This window comes from Mesorhizobium sp. M0184 (assembly GCF_040322215.1).
Taxonomy (GTDB): Bacteria; Pseudomonadota; Alphaproteobacteria; order Rhizobiales; family Rhizobiaceae; genus Mesorhizobium.
Map to the genome: position 1 here is coordinate 26919 of NZ_JAMYSZ010000004.1, position 18687 is coordinate 45605.

Sequence of the window (18687 nt, forward strand, 5' to 3'; positions counted from 1 at the left end):
AGCCTCCGGCTCAGCCGCTACAGCCCGTCAGACGCCCGACCAATTCCGGCACGAACCTCTGTCGCTTGGCTACATCCGCCAAAACCTGCTCTGCCTTTTTGGTTGATCGCCTGGGAGTTCGGCCGGCCTTCGCTAACTCGAGCCTGCCTCAGCTTACCTCAGCAACGACTGTCCCCGAGACCGGGTCGGTAAGGCCGAGGTCGCCGCCGAGGTCTTCGAGCATATCGCGGAACGTGTCGAGAATGCCGATCATCGACGGCCGCGCGGCGGCGAGGCTGTCCATGTCCTGCCACTCGCCGACAAAGCAGAACGTGGGCTCGCCAGTCTTGATCAGGGCGCCCTTGCGAAAGCCTGTCGCGTTGAGCGCGATAGTCTTGTGCGCTTCGACGAAGGCCTTTTTATGCTTGGCTTTGTGCGAAAGCGGACTACATTGTAGGCGGTCATAGCTTCCTCCGATCGATTGGAGCAGCAACCTTTTTGAGCAGCAATCTTCCTGCGGCAGCCATCCTACTACGGGCGGGCCTCCAGCACCATGTTGGACGGCGTCTCCGCGGTGCGGCGGAAGCGGTGAAGCCACCGCTGGTGACGACCTCCCTCAGCCTTGCCTCTCCGGCCTGGGCGCCAGCCCTGGAGCCCGACATCCTGCGCCAGCGACGCGGGCGTGCACACAAAGGCGGAGGCGGCATAATAGGCGCGCCCGACGGGGTTAACAGCCAGATGATCGTGCGCGAACGGCTCGACGATCATCCACGTGCCGTCCGGCTTGAGCGAGCTACGAGCATGCGTGGCATGGCGTCGAGGCTGCCGATCTCCCCCACAACAACCGTACAACAACGGGGAGGTTGCGCTCTCTGCCAAAACACGGCTCCGCCTCACTTTTTTATTGATCACGACAAAAAAACAACGCTAACTGGCTCCCGCGAGGGGCCATGCTGACAAGTGATGAAGTGGGAGCGATCCCGTTGTTTTCGGGTTTGCCGGCGGCAGAGCTGGAGCGGCTGGCGCGGACAGCGGCCGATCTTCACCTCAGCCCCGGAGAGTTCGCGATTCACGAGGGTGGAGAGGCCGCGCTGTTTGCGGTTCTCGCCGGCAAGATCGAAGTCCTAAAGACCTTCGACGGCATCGAGCGAACGCTGGGTTGGCGTCTGCCGGGAACGATCTTCGGCGAGGTGCCGATTGCGCTTGGCTCGGGTTTTCCCGGTGGCTATCGCGCCGCCGAATCTTCCCGCGTCATGCGCATCGAGGTTCAGCAGTATTATTCCATCGCCGCGGTTTCAAAGGACGTGGCCCAAAAGGTCAGCGCGCTTGCCCGCGAGCGGATGGGCGGGCTGCAAAGCGTCACTGCCGAGCCGCAGAGGCCGCGCGTCACATTGGTCGGCCATCGCTGGGACACGGCGTGCGGCGAACTGCGCCGGTTTCTGGCCCGCAACCAGATTTCGTTCACCTGGCTGTTGCCCGACACGTCGGATGCCGAGGCTTTCTGGTCTGCCCTCGGCAGGCCGGCTCTCGATGGTCCCGTTGCCCGGCTGGCGGACGGGGAGATTATCGAAGCACCCGCCGTGCGCGATCTTGCCATTCGCCTCGGGCTGCAGACGCGCCCGCGCGGCGCCGAGTACGACGTCGCGATCATCGGCGGCGGACCGGCCGGTCTTGCGGCTGCGGTCTATGGCGCCTCCGAGGGGCTGCGCACCATCGTCGTCGAACGCGAGGCGCCCGGCGGGCAGGCGGGAACATCCTCGCGCATCGAGAACTATCTCGGCTTTCCAAGCGGCATTTCCGGCGACGAGCTTGCCAGCCGCGCGCTGCAGCAGGCAAAGCGGCTCGGCGCCGAAATCCTGGTCACCCGTTCGGTCGCCGGCATTGACCCGACGACGCACGAGGTGGTGCTCGACGGCACCGATGTCGTGCGCGCCCGCAGCCTCATCCTGGCAACCGGCGTCGCCTGGCGCCGTCTTGCCATCGACGGGTTCGACCGGTTGATCGGCAAAGGCGTTTATTATGGCGCCGCGCGCAGCGAGGCGAGCAGCACGCATGGGCAGGATGTCTACCTGATCGGCGCCGGCAATTCGGCCGGCCAGGCGGCGATGCATTTTTCCGGCCATGCGCGCAGCGTGACGCTGCTGGTGCGCGGCCCCTCGCTTGCCGACAGCATGTCCCACTATCTGATCGAGCAGCTCAGGGCGAAATCCAACGTAAAGGTCCAGCTTCGCTCCGAAGTCCAGGCCGTGCACGGCGAGACGCACCTGACGGCGATCGACATTCTCGACAAGACCGGCAACGAGGTGAGCCGGCACGAATGCGGCGGGCTGTTCGTGTTCATCGGCGCCAACGCCGAGACCGAGTGGCTGCCGGCCGACGTAGCGCGCGATGCACGCGGTTATGTGCTGACCGGCGACGACGTGAAGAAGGCCGGGCTCTGGTCGCATGGCCGCGACCCCTACCTGCTCGAGACCAGCGCGCCCGGCATCTTCGCCTGCGGCGACGTACGCCTGAGCCCGGTCAAACGCGTTGCCTCGGCGGTCGGCGAGGGCAGCATGGCCATCGCCTTCGTCCACCAGTATCTGGCCAATGAAGAGAAAGTAGACCGCAACCAAAGCTAGAGGGTCAAGTAACCAGAATGTCATCAGCCGGTCGATGCGGCGTGAAAACCGCCAATTAAGCATCGAAAGCACGCTTGAGGGCTGGCCGCACTTCGCCGCGGGCTACATAAGCGGAGAGGTTCGGATATTCGTCCAGTATACCCGATCCGTTCAACCTGCGCAGCACCGCCACCATCAGAAGGTCACCGGCGCTGAACGCACCATCGAGCCAGTCGGCATTGCCCAGGCGATCGGAAAGTTCGCCCAGCCGGCCACAAAATGCGATCCTCGACCATGGGCAGGCGTTGCTTATGCCAGGTCTCGTCGCGGGTCGTCAGCGGAAGGGCAGTTTTCTGACTAGGTCGTTCGAGAACCGGACCGTCTGCTTCCGGCCCCGAAACGGTCATTCCGGATGACAGGTTGCGTGAAGCGGTTTGCGCGGTGCAGGGTGGCGCAAGCATGGTTCAGTCGAAGAAGCCTGCATCCTCTTCCCGGAGATACTTCCTGGCTGCTTCGGCGTCGATATCGAGGCCCAGCCCCGGCGCTTCCAGCAGGTCCACCATGCTGTCCTTCACGATCTGCGACGGCAGGCCGATTACGAGGTCCTCCCACCAGGGGTCGGAGGCGCTCGGGTATTCGAAGGCAATGTAGTTGGCGGGCAGCGTGGCGCAGACATTGATCAGCGCGCCGAGGCCGAGAAGGCCGTTCGCGGTGCCGTGCGGTGCCATCAGGATCGAGTGCATACAGGCGTGCTCGGCGACCCATTTGAGCTCGGCAATGCCGCCAATATCGGCCGGATCGGGGCCGATGACGCGCACCGCCTGCGTTTCGATCAGCTCCTTGAAATTGTGCCGCAGGTAGATATGCTCGCCGGTGTGGATTGGCGTCGAGGTTGAGGTGGTCAGTTCCCGATAGGCCTGCGGATTGACCCACGGCACATAGTCGCCGGTCAGCATGTCCTCGAGCCACATCAAATTGTACTTCTCGACCGCGCGAGCGAACTTGATCGCATCGGGCAGCATCCAGCCCGGGCCGCAGTCTAGCGCCAGGCCGACCCTGTCGCCCAGGCAATGCTGGCGCGAATGAATGCAAGACCCGATCGCGTGCTGTTTCCGAAGAGCAATTTGAGGTGAACTTCCTCAGGCCACGCCCGGGCGGAGCCATCCCCCGCCCGCGTCGCGGCAGGCAAGCTCGGATACTCGAACGTGTGCGTCCAATCCTCCTGACTCGTTCGTGTCGACATGGCTTGCGATCTCCGACTCAGGCGGAACCCATGATTCACAGCCGACCCCAAGGAACACTGTTGCCGCCCATCTAGCCGTCTTATCGGTATCGGCGAAGCCGCTGATCTGTGCTAAGCCGCCGCCCGAATAGCCAAAGGAGTACACCCGTGAGCGAGCCGACCGTGGCCGAGGCGACCGACAGCATCTATGCATCGCTCCGGGTGAACAATGCCGACATCGACGCACATATCGCGGCGCTCAAAGCAGCGCTGGCGCGAGAGGGGATAGAACAAGCGGTGTTCGATCCGACCAGGCTGGCGCAGAACAACCGTTCGGGCCGCAAGCTAATGCAGGCTTATTTTCGGCAGCGCGGCGTGAGCGTGAGGTTTTCGGCCTCGTAGGGGCGCACGCTAAGGCGCCACGGCCCGCCGGCAATCATTGTGGTCCAAGATCCCGCGGGGAGTTCAGGCAAGTCCGCTTTTGGCTTCTGTAGGCCGGCATGCGGCTTCCGGCCCCGCCGACGTCAAAGCACTTAGGAAATCGGCCGACAAATGGTCAATTCAATCACCTGCTCCGGCTGCCGAGTACATCAGCGACCGATTCGCCGCTTCTGGCTTGCGGATTTGACCGGATCCATCGCATGAATCTGCCGCCTTGAGCGCTTCGGCGCGGTCAGATTTGTCTAACGCTCCTATCCATCGAACCGACGCGAAAAATCGTGGAAAGTCGCCCGAACACAAATCGAACAAGCGGAGAAACGTCGCCACCCGATCGCCGTAGACGGAAGTCGCGGCGAGCTTCGCGTTGTTGATCGGAGAATCGAACCAGACATCGTACCTCCGGTATCCATGCCAGCGACTGTCGCGCATCTCTCGGTAGCGCATCCGCAGCCGTTCGATCGCGGCTATCTTTGCGGCCCGCTTTTGCTCAGAGGTAGCGCTGTCGTCATAGACGTGCCTTAGCTCGTCTCGGGTCTGCGACACCAGCGCAAGAAATTGAGCTCTGCGCCTCCGGTCGGCTTCGTAACGGCGCAAACCGGCAGTATCCCCATTCGCGCGCAGCCATTTTCTTACACCGGTTGTTTCGACAGCGGTAGCGAACGCCTCGTTGAACCCGGAATCGTCCTGTACGTAGACGCGCTGGTGGGCCAGCTCATGGAACACCAGCCCTGCAAGACCCGCTTCATCTTGGCTGAGCATGGTGCTTAGCAGCGGGTCACTTGACCAGCCGAGTGTGGAATATGCAGTGATGCCCGTCACATAGACGTCCAGGCCCTGTCTCTGAAGTTCGACAGCGGTTTCAATCGCAGACCTTTTGGAGAAGTATCCTCGGTACGGAACGCATCCAAACACTGGAAAGCACCATGTTCGTGGCGTCAGCGAGAATTCCGGGGCTGCGAAGATGGCCCATGTCACCGCGTCCCGACCAACGTCAACATAGCTGCGGTAGCTATTGTTGTCCGGCAGCGCTAGTTCATCTATCGCAAACTGTCGGATGGCGCTCGCCGATGCCATTCGAGCGCGCAATGTCCCAGGGGTCGAAGGATTGTCGATCAGCTTTCCTACATCCTGCCGCGCCGCCATGATCTCCAGGTGACCCTTCAGGGATTGTGCGTAGTAGGAAATGCTGGTGCAACCTGCCACGCCGGACATCACGATCATCGCAGCAACCGAACGAAAAAAAGCATGCATCATGCCCACAGCATCGCTCACACGTCCGGATAGGGCAAATGTCGCAACTACGCCCGGTCCGAAACCGTCGCGCCAATTTGGTTAAGATCCTGGATGGGGTTTAGGCTAGACGTTCGTCCTCGGCAAGATTGTCACAATTCGGTCACACGCCGCCAAATTGCCGAATGTCCGGACACGGCGGACTGAAGCAACGCAGCATTTTCCACTTTGAGGCGAAGTAATTCTCAACTATGGTCCGCCAGGCTTTTGGCATGAGGGGGAATATTGCCGATGGTTTTATCACGCAGGGGTGTCGTGCTCGGCGGCCTGGCGCTGGTCGCGGTGGGTGCAACCAGCAATATTGCTCAAGCCGCGGCGGCAAAATCCTTTTTCGCCGGTACCGCCAGCGACAACAATTTTGTCTATCGCAAGACCAACTTCGCCAAGATCGACAAGAGATGGCATCGCCAGATCGTCAAGTATTTCAGCAGCGAGCCTGTCGGCACCGTCGTGGTCGATACCCGCCACCACTTCCTCTACGTCATCATGGAAAACAAGACCGCCATCCGCTACGGCGTCGGCGTCGGCAAGGACGGCTTCAAATGGTACGGCCGCGCGACGATCGACCGCCGCGCGCTGTGGCCGCAATGGGTCCCGCCCCCCGAAATGCGCAAGCGCAGGCCGGAGCTACCCCCCATGATCGCAGGCGGCGCGTCCAACAATCCGCTCGGGCCGCGCGCGCTCTATCTGCACCGCGACGGCGCCGACACCGGCTATCGCCTGCATGGCACGCTGGAGCCATGGAGCATCGGCACCGACGCTTCCAGCGGCTGCATCCGCATGTTTCCGGAAGACATCATCGACCTCTACCAGCGCTGCCCAATCGGCACCGGGGTGCAGGTCCTGCCGCACATCGCCGACCAGGCGCCCGCTTCCACCACTGTCGAATGATTGGCGCCTCATGAACCGCATCATTGAAAACACGCGCCGGCTGCTCGCCGCCGGCCTGCTGCTGCTGACCGCATCCTGCTCGACCAGCAACACGCTGGCCCCTTCCACGCCCGACGTCACCAACACCGAGGTTGCCGGTTTCCAGAATGTGCAGCCGGGCAGCGAGGAGGATTTTATCCTCAATGTCGGCCGCCGCACCTATTTCACGCAAGGTTCGGCCGCGCTCGATTCTGTCGCCAAGGCCACCCTCGACACCCAGATCGCCTGGCTAGCAAAGCATCCGCGCTGGCTGCTCAAGCTGCAGGGTTTCGCAGACGATCCCGGCGCAAGTGAAATGGCGCTGTCGCAGCAGCGCGCCGATGCGGTGATGGACTACCTCGCCGCCGGCGGCATAGACCGCAACCGCATGTGGGCCAAGGGCTACGGCAAGGACAGGCTCGTCCGCGAGTGCCCCGACACCGCCTGCAGGTCGCAGAACCGCCGCGTTGTGTCTAATTTGCGCGATGAGAGGGACGAGCCGTAGGGGCTGCTGTTCTGCTTGTGGCCCGAAGCAGAGTCTCACACGCGACGGCGGCATGGCTGCTTTGCGCCTAATGTCGGTCATCGAGCACGCCATAGCCGCATCCCAAAAGCAGACATCCGAGTGAACAGGCTTTATTTGCGTAGGCTGCCATTGGGTTGTTACTCGCGGAGCGACCGCTTTCCCCCGTTGCGGCGAACTGGAGATCGGTCGATGGCTGGGGCTGCTTTGTGCCGGCGGTTCGACGCGCCGCATCGTCCGAAAGAAGCCGGAATGCGTCTAACGCTAGCTTGGCCGACCGATCCACCGCACGATTTCATAGGCAGGCATCGGGCGGCGAAAGCCCTTCAGCGTAAGTTCGCCAACAAGAACGGATTCGACCAGCGACTCGACAGCGCCGAACACCCGTTGGCTGACGAGAATCTGTCGAGCCTTCGCCTCTTCGCACAATCGAGCCGCATGGTTCGACACAGTGCCGATTACCGCATAGTCGGCGCGCTGATCGAAACCGATCCGCCCGATGGTTGCATGGCCCCGAGCGATGCCGATTCCGAAGCCGAGCAAGTAATCCCGCTTGCGCCATTGCTCTGAATGCCCGTCAATCGCATCGCGCATCGCCGCGGCCATAGACACGGCCCTCTCGGTATGGTCGGCGCACGGCAGTGGATCGTTGAAAACCACGACGATACCGTCGCCCACGAACCGCTCGAGAGTCCCCTCGTGGCGGACAATTTGTTCACCAAGACAGGAATGATACTCGGCAAGAACTGTCATGACTTCTTCGGGTTCGGCGGTCTCTGCGAAGGCCGTAAAGCCGCGCAAATCGCAAAAGACAACGGTCACCTCGCGACGGTGACTTTGCAGAAGCGCATCGCCATTTCCCGCCGCAACGATGAGGTCGGCGACCTGCGCGGGCAGAAACCGTCGGAGCCGGCCCATTCGCTCGATCTCGGTCACCTGCTCCGCCACGGTCTGCTCGAGCGAGCGGTTCCAATCGGAAAGCTGCGCGGCCTGATCCTGAAGCTGTTGGGCCTGGCTTGCGACGGTGTCGTGAAGCGCCTTCTGGCGCAGCATCGAGCGCACCCGCGCCAACAGCGCCCTGTGCTCGAAGGGCTTTGTCAGGTAGTCGTCACCCCCGGCGTCCAGCCCCTCGACAACATCACGCGTATCGGCCTTCGCGGTGACGAGGATGACCGGAATCGCCTGCAGGGAGATGTCCTGCTTGAGCAGGCGAACCACGCTGATACCGTCCAGCTTCGGCATCATGATGTCGAGCAGGATCAGATCCGGCGTGAGTTCGCGAGCTTTTGCAAACCCCTCTTCACCATCGGCGGCGGTCGCCACTTCGTAGCCATTCGCCTCGAGGCGCATGCGCAGGATCTCGAGGTTCTCCGGAGTATCGTCGACTGCGAGAATGCGAGGCGGATCGTGCAAGGCGCTGCCTCCCTCAAGAAAGGAACCCGCGAATCTCGGAAAGCAGCTGGCGCGGACTGAATGGCTTGGCAATGTAACCATCGCACCCAGCAGCAAGGGCTTTCGCCTCGTCGCCCGACAGCGCGTAGGAGGTGACCGCGATAATCGGAATGTGCCGCAGCGCCGGGTCGGCCTTGATGCGGCGGGTCGCTTCATACCCGTCGATCACCGGGAGCTGAATGTCCATAAGGATCAGGTCTGGCCTGTGCGCTCCCGCTGCAGCGATGCCGGCGGCGCCGTCCGCCGCCTCGATCAGTTCGTATTCGGTGGTGGCAATGAGGTCGCGGATGATCTGGCGGTTGTCCTCGGTGTCTTCCACCATCAGGATTCGTTTGCTCATGCGGCCCTCACGTCCTCTTGCACCCGGATCGGTATCTTCAGGCGGAATGTCGACCCTGACCCGATCACGGACTCGACGTCTATGGTTCCGCCATGCATTTCGACGATGCGCTTCGAGATCGCCAGGCCAAGACCTGTGCCACCCTTCTGCCTGGTGCTGCTGTTGTCGACCTGCTGGAATTCTTCGAAGATGAGAGCCTGGTCCTTGGACGCGATGCCGGGACCGGTGTCTCGGACGGTGATCTCGAAGTGTCCGTCGGCCGCGCCGGCAAGAATGTCGACCGCACCCGTTTCGGTGAACTTGACGGCATTGCCTGCAAGATTGAGCAGGACCTGCATCAAACGGCGTTCGTCCCCGCGGCCGAATGGAAGGTTCTCGGCAACAGTCGTTGAAAGCTCAAGACCCTTCGCTCGTGCCAGCGGTTCGACAGCCGTAACGGTCGATCGAACAATCTGCGCGATGGAGTAGTCCTCGATCGCCAGCGTGAGCTGGCCGGCTTCGATCTTGGAAAGGTCGAGTACGTCATTGATGAGCCCGAGGAGGTGACGGCCGTTCGCCTGCACGCGCGCGACGGTCGTCTTTGCCTTGTCCGGGAGTTCGCCGTAGATGCCGTCGACCAGCAGTTCTGTGAAGCCCAAGACCGAATTGAGCGGTGTCCTGAGCTCGTGGCTCATATTCGCGAGGAACTGGGACTTGTGGCGGCTAGCTGCCTCCAGCTCCCGGCCTTTCTCCTCGATCTCGCTGAACAGCTTGGCATTCTGGATCGCGAGCACCGATTGGGCAGCGAAGGTCTCCAGCAGGTGGACAACTTGCTCATGGAAGGCACCTGGCTTGTGGCGCCTGACGACCAGTGCACCGACGATCTTGTTGGGCCTCAGCAGCGGAACGATCAGGATACCGCGATATCCGGCGTCGACGATCGTCTTTCTTACAAGGAAGGATGAGGTCTCCTCGCTGAGGTCGGGAAACTGCACCGGCATGCAGCGCCCGGGCGCGTCGCCGATCCCCATGTCGGCCAGCCCGATCGTCTGGTGCGAGACTGCGGCGATAAGCTCATCGCTCATACCGAAGTTTGCGCGCGGACGGAATTGCTGCCGCGTGCTGCTGAACACGTAGATGGTGCCAGCATCCGTCTCCGACAACTGGACCGCCTTGGCGACGATCGTTTTCAGCACGGTGTCGAGATCCAGCGTCGAATTGACCGCCTTGCTCACCTCACCAAGCGCCTCGAGCTCACCAACAGACGCGGCAAGCTCGCGCGTCCGTGACTGCACCGCCTCGAAGAGCCGCGCATTCTCGATGGCGATCACGGCCTGGTCGGCGAATGTCTCGACGAGCGCGATCTCCTTGGGATTGAAAGGTTGCGGCTCAACCCTCGTCATGACGAATACGCCAACGAGATCACCTTCCCGCAACAGCGGGGCAGCGAGGACGGTGCGGAATCCGCCTGCCTCAGCGATCAAGACAACGCGGTAGTCCGGATCAGCGGTCACGTCTTCGATTTGCACGATCCGCCGTTCTTCGATTACGCGCCCTACGGCGGAGCCTCGGCCTGCGGCAAGCTCTGGAAGTGGATTGGCGTCGACATAAGCACGGAAGCTGGGCGGGTAGCCATGCGTCGACACATAGCGGAATACGCCATCAAGCAACTGCACGATACCACCCTTGTCGGCACGGCAGAGCCTGACAGCCGATTCCACCAACGTATCGAGCACGACCTGCAGATCGAAGGTAGAGCGGCTGATGACCTTCAGAACGTCTGCAGTGGCTGTCTGCTGCTGAAGGGCTTCGTCGAGCTGCTGGGTGCGCGTCTCAATCTCCTGATACAGGCGCCCCAGCTGGTCGGAGGTCCGGTTGACGTTAGCGGCGAGCACTCCAAGTTCGTCGCGATTGGCGACGGCAACCTGTTGGGCGAAGTCGCCGGCCGCTATCTGGCTGAGACGCGTCTCGATCTTCTTGACCGGTTCGATCAACGACCAGGAGATGATGTAGCCGAGCCCCAACGCCAGCAGGATACTGCCCACCGCAAACGAGACCACGATCAGTCTGGACGTGCCGTACGCACCCTCGGTCGTTTCGATGGCCGCCACCATGTCGGCTTCGGCCATGTTGACCAGCTGGTTTGTCAGCCGCTCGAGGCGATCAGCCGACGGTATGATTTCATCAAGCTGAACCTTGCGCGCCTCCTCAGTACGGCCGGCGCGGACGAGTTCTGCCACGTGCGTCACGCCGGCCGTCAGCCGTTCGTACTCTTGCCTGACCTGGCCAAGCACTTCCACCTCGGCTTTGGCGACGAACTCCATGCGGTCGAGGTCGTAGCCGAACTGATTGAGCTGGCGCAGCGCCGCATCCAGCATCCGGTCGTCCTGAAGCAACAGGGCGGTGGAGATGCCGTAGAGCTGGCTGGTCGTATCGTGCTGTACCTGGCGGTAGGCCGCGATCCTGCGCTGCAGCTTGATCAGCTCGTTGGTCTGATCGTTGACCCCACTCAGCACCTGCAACCCGACGGCCCCGAGCACGATCAGCAGGCCGACGATCGACAGGAACGCGATCAAGAGCTTGGTCTGGACGCGCGCCGGCAGCCGGGCAACCCAGCCAACGAGCCGGTTCGTTATGCTATTTGGATTCGTCCAAGAGGCTGACAAGGTCATCCCGGAACTCCTCCAAGTCGAACCGGACGCCAAGATACTGTACTCGCAAGATGCCATTGGGGTCTACGAGCGACGTCAACAAGGTATGGTCGACATCTCCGTTCGCCGCCTTCTTCGCGATGACCCCGTATTTCCGTCCCACCTCATGGACGACCGCCGGATCGCCGGTAAGAAACGACCAGCCCTTCAGATCGGCGCCAAAATTCTGCGCATATTCCTTCAAAACATCGGGCGTGTCGCGCTCCGGGTCGACGGTGATCGAAACAAAGGCGATTTGGGGTCCGAACGCACTACCCAACTTTTCCTGCACGCTGGCCATATGGGCGGTCAGCATGGGGCAGACGTCGGTACAGTACGTATAGATGAAGGCGATGGCGACCACCTTGCCGCGGAAGTCGCGCAGCGACACCGGCTTGTGGTCCTGCGATATCAGCGTGAAATCCGGTGCAGCGCCCATCATCGGCAGGCGCTCGCTGTTCCCAGCGTGCGCTGACGCTTCGTGCGCAGAGGTGTGCGCAGGCTCAGCGACGAGGGCGAGGAGCAGCAACGCGCGCGTCGGCCAGCGGCTCACGTCTTCATCTCGCGCTTGAGCTCCTTAAGGAAACGCCAGTCGGTGCCGCGGTCCAGAACCTCCTGTGGCCTCATCGTGACCGCATTTGTCTCCTGCATACGCAGCGCATAGAAACGCAGGGAATCCTCGGGGTCATATTCGCGCCATTTGTCGTAGCGTATGTCGGAACGGATAGCCTGAAGCGTGTAGTCGGTGGCGTAGCCTATATCGACCGCACTTTTCGCAACCGCTTCCGGATTGGTTATGCAGAGGTCCACGGCCTTGAGTAGGGAGCGCATGACTCGTTTAGTCGCCATCGGGTAACGTCCTGCGTAATCTGCGGTGCTCGCGAGCATGCAACAAAAATACTGCGACCATGGTTTGTCGATCGCCGTGCTGACAAGTACATGGCCGAGCTTTCGCTCGCGCGCCTGCTGGGGCGTGGGCGGTCCGCCGAGGAACGCATCGATCTTACCCTCCGCGAGGCTTTGAACCGCATCGGGGGTTACGAGAGTTTCGAAATCCTTTGCCGGATCAAGGCCAACATAGGAAGACATCACATTCAGCAACAGATACTGGATGGTGCTGCCATCCACTCCGACCGTCTTACCCTTCAGATCAGGGATGCCAACGACCCGATCGTTTGCGATCAGCTCAAGACAGCCGACATGCAAGCCGGTCAAGACTTTTATCGGCGCGCCTTTTGCGATGTTAAGCACATGCGCGAGCGGGTAGTTCCAGTCGAAGTCGATCTCGCCGTGGCCGATCCAGTCCGACGAATCCGGGCCGGTGCCCGAAGACACGAACTCAACGTCGGCCAAGCCTTCGGCATGCAGAAGCTCGGTGGCCGCATACATCGGCGATTGGCAGTCCGAGACCTTGGCGAACACCGGCAACCGGACTTTCGTCGTCTCTGGCGCCGGCTCGGTGAGCGCCAGCCTCGGGGCTGCGACTAATCCCGCGGCACCCGCCGCGATGCCGGCCATGAAGCGGCGGCGGTTCTGGATGATGTGCATGACGTTCTCCTCTTCAGCGGTCCTTCGCGCTGCGCCTTTCACGTCTTCAGTTCGCGCTTGATCTCTTCGAAGAAGTGGAAATCCGTCCCTTTGACGATGATCTCCTGCGGGCTCGACTTGATCATGCCCGTCTCCAGGAGGCGCAGCGCGTAGAAGCGCACCGAGTCTTCAGCATCGTATTCCCGCCACCTGTCGTGCCCGGTGTTCTGCAGAGTGGTCAGCGCAACGTCGTAGCTCGGCAGAAAGCCTCGATCAACCACCGCGCGGGCGGCCGATTTCGGGTTCGACACGCAGAATTCGACAGCCTGGAGGATGGCCCGCAGCACGCGCTTGGTGGCGACCGGATACTTATCGACATAGTCGGTCCGGCCGGCGAGCATGCAACAAAAATACTGCGACCAAGGACGGTCGATAAGATTGCTGAAGACCGTGTGACCTACCTTCTTGTTCCGAACCTCGGAGTATTGGCTGGTGTCTACCAGGAAGGCATCGACCTTGCCGTCGATGAAGTTCTGCATGAGCGAGCCGTTCTCCTGGACGCCTACGACCCACTCAACATCGTGGTTGGGATCGAGCCCGACATAGTTGATCAGCAGTTGGAGAAACACCTGCGGGTGGTCGTTCATCGCCCAGACCCCCACCCGCTTGCCCTTTAGGTCGGCAACGCTGTTGACGCGATCGTTCGCTCGCAACTCCCAGCAGCCGGAATGCACGCCGGCCAGGATCTTGACGGGCACCCCGGCCTCGACGCTGCGGATGTGCATCGGCGGCATGTTGAAGTCGAAGTCCGTCTCACCCGCTGCAATCCATTCGCTGCTGTCGAAGTACTTTTGATTACCTTGCACGTACTGGACATCGGTCATACCGCCGGCGCGGAGCAGTTCGCCAGCGAGGTAGAGCGACTCCCAGCAGTAGGCGCCTCCGACCCACCGGCCCAGCCGGACACTGGTCGTCTCGGGCTCCGGCTCGGCAAACGCCAATCTCGGGGTTGCGACAATTCCCACGGTGCCGGCTGCCAGGCCGGCCATGAAACGGCGTCGATTTTGAATGATCCGCATGTCACGCTTCCTCCCTGGGACAAAGCAGGCTCAGGTTTTCAACTCACGCTTCAGCTCCTCGATGAAGCGCCAGTCCGTTCCATCGGCGATGATCTGCTGTGGGCTCGACTTGATCATGCCCGTTTCGTGCATGCGCAGCGCATAGAAGCGCATCGAGGCTTCGGCATCGTAGTCCCGCCAGACGTCGTACCGCGTGTCGCTCAGCGTTTGCAGCGCGATTTCGTAGCTGGGGACGAAACCTCGATCGACCATCTGCGCTGCACTCCATGCGGGATCCGAAATGCATAGGTCGGCGCCCTTGACGATGGCTCTTAGCACGCGCTTGGTCGCCACCGGATATCTGTTCACGTAGTCCGCAGCGGCCGAAGTCATGCAGCAGAAGTACTGCGACCAAGGGCGGTCGAGGGTCGTGTTGAGGATCGTGTGGCCGATTTTCTTGGCGCGCAGTTGCTGCGTCTCCGGCGGCGTGAAGAGATATGCATCGAACTTCCCGTCGGCGAAGGCTTCCACCGGCTTGCTTTCCTGGACCCATTCGATGTCGTTGACGGGGTCCAGTCCGATATAGGCGGCCATCAGGGCGACCAGCACGCGCGACGGCGCATCGATGTCGTGCATGCCCACCCGCTTGCCCTTGAGGTCCGGGATGCCTTGGATGCTGTCGTTGGCGATCAGCTCGAGGCACCCGGAGTGCAGACCGCCAAGCACCCTGATTGGCACGCCGGCGTCGATCGACGCGACATGGACCGGCGCGTAGTTCATGCTGAAATCCGTGTCGCCGCGTGCAATCCACACCGCCTGATCGACTTTCTCGTCGCCCTGCACGTAGCGGACGTCGGTGAAGCCCTCCGCTTTGAGGAGCTCTCCGGCCAGGTACATCCCCGCCCAGCAGTAGGCACCATCGATCCACCGCGGCAAGCGGACGGAGGTCGTTTCAGGGGGTGCCTCGGCCCAAGCGTCAGTCGTTGCGCCGATGAGACCTGCAGCGCCTGCTGCCGCAGCACCGGCCAGGAAGCGGCGGCGGTTCTGGATGATCTGCATGGGGTTCTCCCTCCCATTGAAAATGGCACGAGGCTGGCTGCCCCTCACGTCTTCAACTCGCGCTTCAACTCGTCAAGGAAACGCCAGTCAGTGCCGGTGGCGATGATCGTTTGCGGGCTCGACTTGATCATGCCCGTTTCGTGCATGCGCAGCGCGTAGAAGCGCATCGAGGCTTCGGCATCGTAATCCCGCCACCTGTCGTACCGGATGTCGTGCAGCGTTTGCAGCGCGTAGTCGTAGCTGGGCACGAACCCTCGATCGACCATCTGCTGCGCTACCAATGGCGGATCCGACGCGCAGAGGTCGGCGCCCTTGAGGATGGCCCTGAGCACGCGCTTTGTCGCCACCGGATGCCTGTCGACATAATCCGCAGTCGCGGAAATCATGCAGCAGAAATGCTGCGACCAGGGCAGGTCGGTGGTCGAGTTGAGGATCGTATGGCCTACTTTCCTGGAGCGAAGTTCCTGCGTGCGGGGCGGTTGGCCGAGGACTGCATCGTATTTTCCTTCGACGAAGCCTTCCGCAAAATTGTGTTCTTCGATGACCCATTCGATGTCGTTGACGGGATCGAGCCCAACATAGGCGGCCATCAGAGAAACCAACACGTATTGCGGCGAATCAAGCGTAAAGACCCCAACCCGCTTTCCCCGCAGGTCCGAGATGCCTTTGACGCTGTCGTTGGCGATCAGTTCGAGGCACCCGGAGTGCAGTCCGCTTAGTACCCTGATCGGCACTCCTGCATCGATCGACGCCAGATGAATCGGCACGTAGTTCACACTGAAATCCGTCTCGCCGTTTGCGATCCACGCCGAATGATCAACCTTCTTGTCGCCTTGCACATACCGGACATCGGTGAACCCCTCGGCGCGCAGCATTTCTCCGGCGATGTACAGGCCCGCCCAGCAATAGGCGCCGCCGATGTACCGCGGCAGGCGGACGGAAGTGGTCTCCAGCGGCGGCTCGGCCCGGGCTTGTGTTGCGGTGCCGATAATTCCTGCGGCGCCGACGGCCGCAGCGCCGGCTAGGAAATGACGGCGGTTCTGGATGATCTGCATGGGCTTCTCCTTCCCAAGGAAAAAGGCACAACGAGTCAGCCAGCTGCTCAGGTTTTCAGCTCACGCTTCAACTCGTCGAGGAAGTGCCAGTCCGTTCCGTTGGCGATGATCTGTTGCGGGCTCGATTTGATCATGCCCGTCTCCTGCATGCGCAGTGTGTAGAACCGCAGGGAGTCTTCAGGATCGAATTCCCGCCAGCGGTCGTAGCGGATATCCTTGAGCGTTTGGAGCGCGTAGTCATGCGACGGGACGAAATCGCGATCGACCATCTGCCGGGCCACCCACTGCGGATCCGACACGCAGAGGTCGGCGCCCTTGAGGATGGATCGCAAGACCCGCTTGGTCGCCACCGGGTACCTGTTCACGTAGTCCGTGGTGGCGGAGATCATGCAGCAGAAATACTGTGACCATGGGCGGTCGACGGCATTGTTGAGGATCGTGTGGCCGATCTTCTTGGCGCGCAGCTCCTGCGGCTGGGGCGGCGTCCCAAGGAATGCGTCGATCTTCCCTTGGATGAAGAGTTCCGTGGGCTTGACGTCCTTAGTCAAGACCCATTGGATATCGTTCACGGGATCGAGCCCGACATACGCGGACATGAGCATCAGCCACATGTGTCGCGAGTTATTGAAACCATCCACGCCCACCCTCTTGCCCCGCAGATCCGTGACGCTGCGGATGCTCTCCTTGGCGATCAGTTCGAGGCATCCCGAGTGCAACCCGGTTAGCACCTTGATCGGCACGCCAGCGTCGATCGACGCGATCTGATTCGGCGGAAAGTTCACAGAGAAATCGGTCTCACCGCGTGCGATCCATTCCGATTGGTCGACGCTTCTGTCGGCTTCTACGTAGCGAACGTCGGTGAAGCCCTCTGCGCGCATCAGTTCTCCGGCGATGTACGCGCCTGCCCAGCAATAGGAACCACCAACCCACCGCGGCAGACGAACCGTCGTCGTTTCCAGCGGCTCGGCGTGGAGTGACTCCGGAAGACCGACGATACCGGCAGCGCCTGCCATTGCAGCGCCGGTCAGGAATCGGCGGCGGGTTTGCAGAATCTGCATCAAGCGCTCCTCTTCCGATTTGCAAAAGGCAATTCTGGCCGGAACCGAGCAAAAGAGGTTTCGGCAGAGGCAGAGCGCGACGAGTGGTTGTGGAACCTAGCGCGCCTAGTCCGATGCGGGAGTCTTGCGCTCTCAGTCGCCGGCCCATGTATTAGCAACCGACGATATACTGACGATACGCCCAATTTGCGTAGGTTGCGAGCGCAAAACTTACTACGCCAATCCGCGTCCGAAGAACGATAGCGGACGTTCAGCGGGTGGGGCCGGCCGCAGTAAACCCGAAGTGGCCATTCGCAACCGCGCAAACGGTCTCCCACTGACAGCGAGGTGCTGCTGGCGGGACGCCAAAAGCCGCAATTCCGCTGTCGGCCACGCCGCGCCCGAGACCCTCGGATCGTTTCTCCAATGGCCAATATTGGCCGAAGGAGAATGACGATGGCCATTTCACAATACGATCCGGCAGCCAAGGGGCGGCCGGTATGGAACGCTGGTCGGCAGGTCGGAGCCAAGCGAGCCCCGAAGCCGCGGCAGATATGGGCAATCCGCTTCTTCCTCAATCGCGAAGGACGAATGAGGGATCATGCCTGCTTGACCTCGCGATCGACAGCAAGCTGCGGGGTTGCGACCTAGTGAAGATCAAGATCGGTATGCTTGTGGCGGGTCCGGAAATCCGGGCCCGCTTCAATGGTGGTTCAGCAGAAGACCGGCGACCGGTTCAGTTCGAGTATCACGTCAGATGCGCGAGCAAGTCTGTTGGCATGGCTTGAGAGACGTAGCGGAACAGTGGACGACTTCGCGTTTCCCAGTCGTGTTGATGCCGCCGCGCATTTGAGCACGAGCCAATATGCACGACTGGTGGATGAATGGGTGTCGGCGATCGGTCTGCGCCGAGAAGAGTATGGCACGCACTCGCTTCGCCGCACCAAGCCTCCATCATCTACAAGGCGACAGGCAATCTCCGTGCGGTGCAGATCCTGCTCGGCCACACCAAGATCGAGAACACGGTGCGGTATCTCGGTGTGGATGTAGAAGATGCGCTCGCATTATCCGAGGCGACAGAGGCCTGACCACAAGCGGCTCCGCTCGACTGGTGGAGCCGCGATCGGCAATGCGCCGATGTCGGTCATCGGGCTCGCGTTCTTTGATTCCCCAAAGCGGACGCAGCGGCATGCGTCGCCAGGATAGTAATTGCGGACGCAGCTGTCACTGGTTCAGGCGAGGCGGCAAGTAGACGACCAAGGTCAGTCCGGAATACCGGCACGGCGCAGGAGCGTGACAATCTTATCGAGCACCTCCGCCTCCCTGTAGGGTTCCTAGCGACGAAAGACCTTGAGTGTGAAGCGCGGATGGGCCTGGCGCATTACCGCGATCGTCTCCGCGGCCGCATCAGGCTGGCCATCGGCCAGCCTGGCAAGTCGCAACATAAAACTGAGGAAATGAAGGTGTTTGGTACGCATCGGCGCCCTGAGCGTGAGGCCCACCAGCGCTCGTGGCCCACTTCAAGG

The 18687-nt window shown here is 61.5% G+C and carries 16 protein-coding genes and 4 pseudogenes; 5 read left to right on the forward strand and 15 right to left on the reverse strand.

All coding sequences use genetic code 11. From position 1 onward, the window contains the following. Positions 1-148 precede the first annotated feature (148 nt). Both NKJ23_RS06995 and NKJ23_RS07000 read right to left on the reverse strand, forming a co-directional pair. Entirely contained in the window at positions 149-472 is a 324-nt protein-coding gene (locus tag NKJ23_RS06995; protein ID WP_352679399.1) for a DUF718 domain-containing protein, read from the reverse strand. 38 nt (positions 473-510) lie between these two features. Next, positions 511-768 (reverse strand): annotated as a pseudogene (locus NKJ23_RS07000) (SAM-dependent methyltransferase); the annotation flags it as partial. 161 nt (positions 769-929) lie between these two features. Between NKJ23_RS07000 and NKJ23_RS07005 the strand changes: the two are divergent. Continuing rightward, a complete protein-coding gene (locus tag NKJ23_RS07005; RefSeq protein WP_352449192.1) occupies positions 930-2600 on the forward strand; it encodes an FAD-dependent oxidoreductase in 1671 nt (556 codons plus the stop codon). A gap of 55 nt (positions 2601-2655) precedes the next feature. Here the strand turns inward: NKJ23_RS07005 and NKJ23_RS07010 are convergent. After that, a pseudogene (locus NKJ23_RS07010) lies at positions 2656-2905 on the reverse strand (glutathione S-transferase family protein); the annotation flags it as partial. 138 nt (positions 2906-3043) lie between these two features. Continuing rightward, a pseudogene (locus NKJ23_RS07015) lies at positions 3044-3649 on the reverse strand (enolase C-terminal domain-like protein); the annotation flags it as partial. Between the two features lie 320 nt (positions 3650-3969). Between NKJ23_RS07015 and NKJ23_RS07020 the strand changes: the two are divergent. After that, entirely contained in the window at positions 3970-4203 is a 234-nt protein-coding gene (locus tag NKJ23_RS07020; protein ID WP_023679240.1) for a hypothetical protein, read from the forward strand. Positions 4204-4362: 159 nt separating this feature from the next. Here the strand turns inward: NKJ23_RS07020 and NKJ23_RS07025 are convergent, their stop codons facing one another. Next, positions 4363-5496 carry an aminopeptidase gene (locus NKJ23_RS07025; RefSeq protein ID WP_352679401.1) on the reverse strand — a complete coding sequence of 378 codons (1134 nt, stop codon included), beginning with the start codon at positions 5494-5496 and terminating at the stop codon, positions 4363-4365. A 267-nt stretch (positions 5497-5763) separates the two neighbouring features. Between NKJ23_RS07025 and NKJ23_RS07030 the strand changes: the two genes are divergently transcribed. Together NKJ23_RS07030 and NKJ23_RS07035 are read left to right on the forward strand one after the other, a co-directional pair. Continuing rightward, on the forward strand, positions 5764-6423 hold the full coding sequence (locus NKJ23_RS07030; protein WP_352449190.1) for a L,D-transpeptidase: 660 nt from the start codon (positions 5764-5766) through the stop codon (positions 6421-6423). A gap of 10 nt (positions 6424-6433) precedes the next feature. Beyond that, positions 6434-6946 carry an OmpA family protein gene (locus NKJ23_RS07035; RefSeq protein WP_352449189.1) on the forward strand — a complete coding sequence of 171 codons (513 nt, stop codon included), beginning with the start codon at positions 6434-6436 and terminating at the stop codon, positions 6944-6946. 282 nt (positions 6947-7228) lie between these two features. Here the strand turns inward: NKJ23_RS07035 and NKJ23_RS07040 are convergent, their stop codons facing one another. From NKJ23_RS07040 to NKJ23_RS07080, 9 genes are read right to left on the reverse strand one after another with little or no spacing between them, the layout of a single operon-like run. Further along, positions 7229-8377 (reverse strand): adenylate/guanylate cyclase domain-containing protein, encoded by a 1149-nt coding sequence (locus NKJ23_RS07040; RefSeq protein ID WP_352449188.1) that lies wholly within the window; start codon positions 8375-8377, stop codon positions 7229-7231. A gap of 13 nt (positions 8378-8390) precedes the next feature. Beyond that, on the reverse strand, positions 8391-8756 hold the full coding sequence (locus NKJ23_RS07045) for a response regulator (RefSeq protein WP_352449187.1): 366 nt from the start codon (positions 8754-8756) through the stop codon (positions 8391-8393). Then, positions 8753-11407 carry a GAF domain-containing protein gene (locus NKJ23_RS07050; protein WP_352679404.1) on the reverse strand — a complete coding sequence of 885 codons (2655 nt, stop codon included), beginning with the start codon at positions 11405-11407 and terminating at the stop codon, positions 8753-8755. Before NKJ23_RS07050 ends, NKJ23_RS07045 begins: the two co-directional genes overlap by 4 nt. After that, a complete protein-coding gene (locus NKJ23_RS07055; RefSeq protein ID WP_352449185.1) occupies positions 11373-11978 on the reverse strand; it encodes an SCO family protein in 606 nt (201 codons plus the stop codon). Before NKJ23_RS07055 ends, NKJ23_RS07050 begins: the two co-directional genes overlap by 35 nt. After that, positions 11975-12973, reverse strand: a complete 999-nt coding sequence (locus tag NKJ23_RS07060; protein WP_352449184.1) for an ABC transporter substrate-binding protein — start codon at positions 12971-12973, stop codon at positions 11975-11977. The genes NKJ23_RS07055 and NKJ23_RS07060 overlap by 4 nt, the downstream gene beginning before the upstream one ends. Positions 12974-13011: 38 nt before the next feature. Then, positions 13012-14031 carry an ABC transporter substrate-binding protein gene (locus NKJ23_RS07065; RefSeq protein ID WP_352449183.1) on the reverse strand — a complete coding sequence of 340 codons (1020 nt, stop codon included), beginning with the start codon at positions 14029-14031 and terminating at the stop codon, positions 13012-13014. A 30-nt stretch (positions 14032-14061) separates the two neighbouring features. Further along, the gene (locus tag NKJ23_RS07070; RefSeq protein ID WP_352449182.1) at positions 14062-15069 is read right to left on the reverse strand and encodes an ABC transporter substrate-binding protein; all 1008 of its coding nucleotides are present in this window, start codon (positions 15067-15069) and stop codon (positions 14062-14064) included. A 44-nt stretch (positions 15070-15113) separates the two neighbouring features. Further along, positions 15114-16124 (reverse strand): ABC transporter substrate-binding protein, encoded by a 1011-nt coding sequence (locus NKJ23_RS07075; RefSeq protein ID WP_352449181.1) that lies wholly within the window; start codon positions 16122-16124, stop codon positions 15114-15116. 47 nt (positions 16125-16171) lie between these two features. After that, positions 16172-17182 (reverse strand): ABC transporter substrate-binding protein, encoded by a 1011-nt coding sequence (locus tag NKJ23_RS07080; RefSeq protein WP_352679409.1) that lies wholly within the window; start codon positions 17180-17182, stop codon positions 16172-16174. A 435-nt stretch (positions 17183-17617) separates the two neighbouring features. Between NKJ23_RS07080 and NKJ23_RS07085 the strand changes: the two are divergent. Next, positions 17618-18249, forward strand: a pseudogene (locus NKJ23_RS07085) (tyrosine-type recombinase/integrase). Between the two features lie 246 nt (positions 18250-18495). On the opposite strand, the gene NKJ23_RS07090 reads toward NKJ23_RS07085, so the two are convergent. After that, positions 18496-18663: a hypothetical protein gene (locus tag NKJ23_RS07090; protein WP_352679411.1), complete on the reverse strand. Its 168-nt coding sequence runs from the start codon at positions 18661-18663 to the stop codon at positions 18496-18498. Positions 18664-18687 lie beyond the last annotated feature (24 nt).